3 protein-coding genes and 3 pseudogenes are annotated in these 6,660 nt (G+C 66.9%); 1 reads left to right on the forward strand and 5 read right to left on the reverse strand.

What is annotated here, in order from left to right; genetic code table 11:
• From F3J18_RS34785 to F3J18_RS34800, 4 genes and pseudogenes are all read right to left on the reverse strand, one after another.
• Positions 1 to 204: pseudogene (locus F3J18_RS34785) on the reverse strand (OmpA family protein); the annotation flags it as partial.
• Positions 205 to 208: 4 nt separating this feature from the next.
• A complete protein-coding gene (gene tagF, locus F3J18_RS34790; RefSeq protein ID WP_025101123.1) occupies positions 209 to 1,195 on the reverse strand; it encodes a type VI secretion system-associated protein TagF in 987 nt (328 codons plus the stop codon).
• Complete coding sequence (tssM, locus tag F3J18_RS34795; RefSeq protein WP_025101122.1) at positions 1,192 to 5,073, reverse strand: type VI secretion system membrane subunit TssM; 3,882 nt, start codon at positions 5,071 to 5,073, stop codon at positions 1,192 to 1,194. Before tssM ends, tagF begins: the two co-directional genes overlap by 4 nt.
• Positions 5,074 to 5,358: 285 nt before the next feature.
• Positions 5,359 to 6,210, reverse strand: a complete 852-nt coding sequence (locus tag F3J18_RS34800; protein WP_025101121.1) for a M15 family metallopeptidase — start codon at positions 6,208 to 6,210, stop codon at positions 5,359 to 5,361.
• 123 nt (positions 6,211 to 6,333) lie between these two features.
• Here F3J18_RS34800 and F3J18_RS38390 point away from each other — a divergent pair.
• Positions 6,334 to 6,603: pseudogene (locus tag F3J18_RS38390) on the forward strand (phage tail protein); the annotation flags it as partial.
• Here the strand turns inward: F3J18_RS38390 and F3J18_RS34805 are convergent.
• Positions 6,549 to 6,660, reverse strand: a pseudogene (locus tag F3J18_RS34805) (magnesium transporter); the annotation flags it as partial. The pseudogenes F3J18_RS38390 and F3J18_RS34805 sit on opposite strands and share 55 nt — an antisense overlap.

Genomic DNA, 6,660 nt, shown 5'->3' on the forward strand with positions numbered 1-6,660 from the left:
GGCCGGCTGCACGGCGCCGCCTGCCGGCGGGATCAGGGTGGTGCGCACCGTCACGCCGCTGGTGTCGACGCGCGTGACGGTGGCGGGCCCGGCGTTGTCGGCGAAGGCGGCGCCCGATCCGGCGAGCGCCGCGCCGAGCGCCAGCAGGGACAGCGAGGAAAGCGCGGCCGGCAGCAGGCGCCGGCGGTACGCGGAGGTCGTCATGACGTCAGGCCCCTCCGACGAAGGCTTCGCGGAACGTGTCGATCGCCACGCGCAGCGACAGTTGCGGTTGTTCGAGGTAGCTGATGAGCTTGCTGGTCGCGGGATCGTGTTGCGCATGGGCGTCGACCCATTCCGGATCGTCGATGTCGATGTTGTGTTGCGAGTAGGTTTGCGGGTCGACCACGCTGTGCAGCGTGCGTGCCGAGGCGCCGTTGAAGCCGATGATCAGCCGTTCGCGCTCGGCGATGCTGCCGATGAAGATCGCCAGCTCGAAATCGGCCTGCGAGACGAAGGGCGAGATCAGCTCCATCCAGAACGCGGCCACCAGGCTGCGGTAGAACGGGTCGACCGGCAGCGGCAGGGTCAGCCCGCGCTCGATGTGCGAGGAGCCGCTCTGCATCACCGGGCGCAGCAGCGAACCCAGCGCCAGCATCGCGCCGCGCAGCTTCACCGGGTGGCCGCTGGCCAGCAGCATCTGCTCCAGGCCGAACAGCGACTGGTGCTCGACGAAATCGTTGAAGGTGCCGTCGTGGCCGGGGCCGCCGGTGTCGATCGGCACGGTGGCGTCGCCCAGCGCCTGCAGCGCGCCGGCCGGCTCCTCCTTGCCGAGCAGCGGGCGCATCAGCGAGGCGGCGCGCTGCCAGAGCCGCGCGAAGGCCAGCGGGCTGCGCGCGATGAAGTTCAGCGGGCGGTCGACCTCCAGCGCGGTGGCGGCGAGGAACGGGAAGCGCCGGTTCGAGGCGTCGTGGCTGGCCACCATGTGGCCGGCGATCGCGAGCTTGCTGCGCGAGCCGATGAAGGCGAAGTGCATCGGCCGCGCGTTCTCGTAGACGATCTTCCAGCGCGGGTCGTCGGCCAGCAGCTCCATGGCCTGCGCGATCCAGCGGTCGAGCGTCTGCAGCAGCTGCGGGTTGTGCGGGCTCTTCACGAAGTCGCCGCGCGACGGGATCTTGCCGAAGTAGGCGATCTGCGCCTGGACCGTTTGCGTCATTGCGCCCCCTGTGCATTCGATGCGTTGGCGGCCGCGCCGTTGGCGGCCGTTGCGACGCCGGACGTGCCGGCAGGTGCCTGGGCCGTCGCGTTGACGGCGCCGCTCGCGCTGGTGTTCGCCACCGACGAGGGCAGGTGCAGGCCGCGCAGGCTCTGCTGCTGCGGCGCGTCGCCGCCAGCGCTGCCACCGCCGCCGCCCGAGGGCTGCGAGGTGCTGATGATGCGCATCGTCACCGCCACGTTGACGTTGCCCTGCGTCCAGGCCAGGTCGAAGGTGCCGTCCGGGCGGCGCGAGCGCTGCGCCGAGTTGATCAGCTTCTCCAGCCCGTAGCGGCCCGGCTCGTTGACCAGGGTCAGGGTGCGGCCGTCGAAGGTGGTGGCCGTCAGCGTCGCGCCCGGCGAGCCGCTCGGGTTCGGCCAGACGAAGTTGGTCCACTGCGGCGGCGTGTTGCGGTAGCGCAGCTGCTGGCCGTCGATCGCGATGGTGTACTCGGTGGTCCCGCTGCTCGGCTGCGGCAGGATCTGGAACACCGTCTGCGGCTCGGAGGAGGCCGCGCTGGTGGCCGCGCCGCCCGCCAGCGGCGCGACCCAGGTCGCGAAGCCGCTGGTGAAGTCCGGCGTCAGCGCCAGACCCATGTCGCCCCAGGTGCGTGCCGTGAGCGTGTCGCCGCGGCGCACCGCGAGCGGCCCGAGCGTGGTGCCGACGAACTTCGAGATCGAGCCGTCCGGGCCGAACACCTGTGCGATCTCGCTGGAGGCGGCCTCCACCTTGGCGCCGGCGGAGAACGGGTACTTGTTCGCCAGCGAGGCCTGGAACGGCTGGTAGACCTGCGCGTTCCACACCTTGTTGACTTCCACCGAGGCCGGCTGGATCACCACCGAGAAGGCCTGCTGCAGCGGGCGCACCAGCAGCGGACGCAGCGACTTGCGTTGCGAGTCGGTCAGGCCGGTCAGCATCTGCTCGTCGACGTACTTCAGCGAATCGGCCAGTTCCGAGCCGTTGCCGTCGAGCGTCTGCTGCATCAGCTGGCGCGCGCCGGGGCCGGGGTCGCCCTGGTTCTTGATCACGTTGAAGCGGGTGCGCACCTTGGAGAGCGTGTCCATGTAGCCCTTGAGCATCGACTGGCCGCCGTCGTGGGTCTGCACGATCCGGCCCAGGCCGATGAACTCCTGGCCGATCGGGCCCATCGGCACCTCGACCGGGTTGCCGTTGATGTCGATGTTGGCCGCCAGCTGCCCGCCCGGCTTGCGCGAGAACCACTGCTTGACCCAGTTCACCACGCCGGTTTGCGCCTTCTTGATCGACACGTTGGCCAGCGACGGGTTATCCCAGGAGGTCTGGTCGTAGGCGGTCTCGAGCACCTTGCGGATCGGCGAGTCCTGCGGGTCGCCGAGCTTGTTCATGGCGTCCACGGCCTGGCCGAAGCTGCCGAAGTTCTGCACCGCGATGCCCTGCATGAACTTCTGCCAGTGCTGGGCGTACTCGGTCTTGTACATGCCGACCAGCACCTTCTGGATCTGCTCGGGGCTGCCTTCCAGCGTCAGGTCGTCCTGCGAGGCGGTGTTGAGCACCCAGTCCTTGGCCTGCAGTTCCTTGGTGGCCGCGTCGCGGATCGCCGGCTGCACGTAGTCGAACCAGGCGTCGCGCGTGAAGGTGCCGGGGATCGCGTAGCTGCCGGCCACCAGGCCGGTGTTGTCCTCGCCGACGATGCGCGCGATCGTCATCGGGGCATAACGCGTCGAGGCGCGTGCCTTGATCTCCTCGTAGACGCGCTGGCGGGCCGGCATGCCGCGCACCACGTGGCGCAGGTTCTCGCGGGTCTGGTCGACCAGCGCCAGGTTGGCGTCGATCATCGGCCAGTCGTTGTCCTGCACGCGCGACAGGTAGAAGGTGATCATGCGCTCGGCGCTGCGGATCATCTCGTCGCGCGGCATGTTCCCGCGATTGGTTTCCAGCCAGCCGCGCCAGAAGCGCGCGATCTGGTCGGTCAGGTGGGCCTGCTCGACGTGGCGCTTGTCCGACAGCATCAGGTAGGTCTTCAGCGCGTTGTAGGCGTCCTCGACATTGGTCGGCGAGGCGTCGTTGTAGAGCCCGCCCTGCGCCTGCGGCTGCAGCGCCGACTTGTCGGAGACCGGCACCGCGCCCGATTCGGGGGTGCGCGTCATCGGCGCGAGCTGGTCCGGATGCGCGTCGACGTCCTTCAGGAAGGCGGCGAGATTGTCGGCCACCGGCGCCAGCATGATCTGGCGCACGCCGTTGTAGTACTCGGTGAGCAGGCGTTCCTCGAGGCGGTCGCCCTGGTAGAGGCCCAGCGAGACCGAGATCGGCTTGTCGCGGCGGAACTGCTCGAGCTGCTCGATGCGGTCCTCGAGGATGTCCATCGCCTGCAGGCGCGATTGGAGGTCGTTGCGGTTCTGTTCGAGCTTGGCGATGTTGTCGAGGTCGGCCTGCACGTTGGCCACCAGCTGCTGGTTGCCGATCGTCGACCAGGTCCAGCCGCCCAGCGCCAGCGCCAGCACCGCCACGAAGGCGAAGAAGGTGGCGTAGCGCATCCGCGTCTTGGCGGGGCTGGCGAACTGGCGCACCGTCTTGCGGTCCTCGAAGATCACCTTCGAGAACAGGTCGCGCAGGAAGAAGCCGTTCTTCGAGAAGGCGCTGTGCGGCTTGGGCAGGGCGCCGCCGTCCAGCGCGAAGCGCGAGGCGATGCGCTGCGCGGCGGCGGAATTGGTTTCGCCTTCCTGCAGCGCGCTGGTGAAGTAGAAGCCGCGGAAGATCGGCTTGTACTGGAACGGGTTGTTCTCGAACAGGGTGGCCAGGAAGGCGCGCAGGGTCGGCTTGATCGAGGCGAATTCGAGCGGGAAGCTCAGCTGGCCCGGCGAGAGGATGTTGCCGCGGCTGATCGACAGTTGCGCGACGCTGATTTCCTTGAGGCCGTCGTAGAGTTCCTCGAAGCGCTCGTCGAACAGCGCCACCACGTCGCGCTTCTCGTCGGGCTCGTAGGGCAGGGTGGCGCCCCACACGCGGTCGTATTCCTGGCGGTCGCTGCTGCTGAAGAACTCGGTGAAGCCGGTGATCAGGTCGGCCTTGGTGAACATCACGTAGACCGGCGCGAACACCTCCAGCTTCTCGGTCAGCTCCTGCACGCGCTGGCGCAGGTTCTTGGCCAGGTTGATGGCGAACTCGGGGCGGCTGCCGGTCAGCTCGGCGATGCTGGCGGTGACGATGATGCCGTTGATCGGCGCCTTGGGACGGAATTTCTTGAGCAGGCCGAGGAAGCCGATCCATTCGCTGCGATCTTCCTCGTGCACCGAGTAGCGGCCCGCGGTGTCGAGCAGGATGCCCTCGGTGGTGAAGAACCAGTCGCAGTTGCGGGTGCCGCCGATGCCGTGGATCACCGCGCTGTTCTTGTCGGCGAACGGGAACTGCAGGCCCGAGTTGATCACCGCGCTGCTCTTGCCCGCCGCCGGGTTGCCGATCACGATGTACCAGGGCAACTCGTAGAGCGCCGAGCCGCCGGACACCTGGCCGATCTTCGAGGTCTTGATGGTCTTGACCGTATCCACCAGGCGCGCGCGCAGCGTGTCGAGCTCGGCGGCCTTGGCCGGTTCGACCGGCGTCACCGAGGCGGCCGCGGCCTTGTCGACCTGCGCCTGCTCCTCGAGCATGTCGCCGAGCTTGCGGTTGGCGCGCCGCACGCGCAGCCGCTTGATCAGCTTCACCAGCAGCCACAGCACCACGATCACGGCGAGGATCGCGAGCGGGTAGACGAAGCTGATCGCAAGGGCGTCCGCCACGATGAACAGGATCGCGGCGAGCGCGATGAACCCGAGGATCGAGAGCGTGCGCGGGTGAGTCAACACGTTGAGGATGCGTTGCATAGGACGGTCAGGTTCCGGTGCGAATCAATGGGGTGAGGCAATGGCGCGTGCGCGCCGACAGCGTGAGGGCGGCGCGTGACGTCACGCTGTCAGTCCTGCGCAAAGAGGGAAGAGGATGATGGCCGCGGTGGCGGCGGGCGGGGCGCGGCGTATCGAGGCGGACGGGACGAACCGGGCGGGCAGGCAAGGGGCGGGCGCGAGCGGCTCCCCCTGGTGTGCTTGGCCGGCGTGCCGGCTGGTCTCGTGGTTCATCTGCCCCATACCGCCCTCAGTGTGCCGACGCCGTCATTGCGGCGGCGGGTGCCCCAGTTTGAAACCGGGCTTATGGTATTCGACGTGGCCGAGGTCCATCATTTTCCACCGGCCACCCCAGGTCAAGCCGACCTGCTCCGCGACTTGTCCGTACAGCTGATAACCGCGCATGGCCCAGGGATCTTTTTCGGAAATCACCAGCTTGCCGTCGCGCAGGAATGCATTGTCGGCGGCCAGGCCGAACTGGTGATAACTCTGGTACGCGGCGGCATTGGTCACGTTCGAGCCGATCGCGGCCAGCCGGTTCTGCCGCTCCGGGCTGCGATATCCCTCCAGCAGCGCCATTTCGTATCCGTATTGCTCGTGCATGATCTTGTAGACCAGCAGCAAGCGCGTGCGGAAATCCGGGTCCAGCAAATTCCAATCGCGACTCGCGTCCTTCAGCGCGGGCCGGATCTGCTCGACTTCGCGCGTGGCGAATACCTCGGGAGGCAGCGGCGGCGGCGGGACGAGTTGCTCGCCTTGCAGCAGCGCGGCGATCTTCTCGTCGGGAACGCGTATGGTGTCGTCGTATTGGAATAATTGCCGACCGCGTAACGCAATCGCGATCAACGGAGGCGTCGCAAGAATACCCGTCGCGCAGATAATCAGCAAGCGGCGCCGGACCAGTAAGTTTTGCAGTTCATTTAATGAGCTTTGTGAAATTTTTGCCGATTTAACAATGTGGCTTCGCGTGCGCGTGGCGCGATCGGAAACGCGGCGGCTTAATCGCCCGTGAAACTGCGCGACCGTGGAAAAAACGCTGGTGCGCACGCCCGGTAATAACAGCATGGCGGCGATCAGCACGGCGATGGCGAAATACGCGATCAGTACGACGGCAATCACAGAAAACCCCGGATTTTACAATCGATTGTCTTTTAGAAGGCTTGCTCTTAGAATCAGGCCTGCTTCGAGTCGGCCGGACGATATTATTGCGGCGAATTAAACCAGGATTCAACGAGACATTGAATGAGCGCGCCGGAAGATTCAAATCGGAAAGCTTCACCACCCCCCAGTCTGCTTTCTGAACCGGGCCAGGCTGCCGGTCAGAATGGCTCGCGTATTCTCGCCAATCTCGAAGGGCGGGTGGCGCCTCAGCAGGCTGGCGAAACCGCTGCCGCCTCGCGTTCGCGCAAGGGGCCGCTGGCGCTGATCGCGCTGGCCGTCATCGCGGTGGCCGGCGTCGATTTCTCGAAGATGCGGTCCTCGAGTGCCTCCAGCTCGGCGCCCAGCGCCTCCACGGTCGGGAAGTAGCGATCGACGATCTGGTCCATCAGCGCGTAGAACACGAAGGCC

It is taken from the genome of Burkholderia sp. Ax-1720, from assembly GCF_011753035.1.
Classification (GTDB): Bacteria; Pseudomonadota; Gammaproteobacteria; order Burkholderiales; family Burkholderiaceae; genus Burkholderia; species Burkholderia gladioli.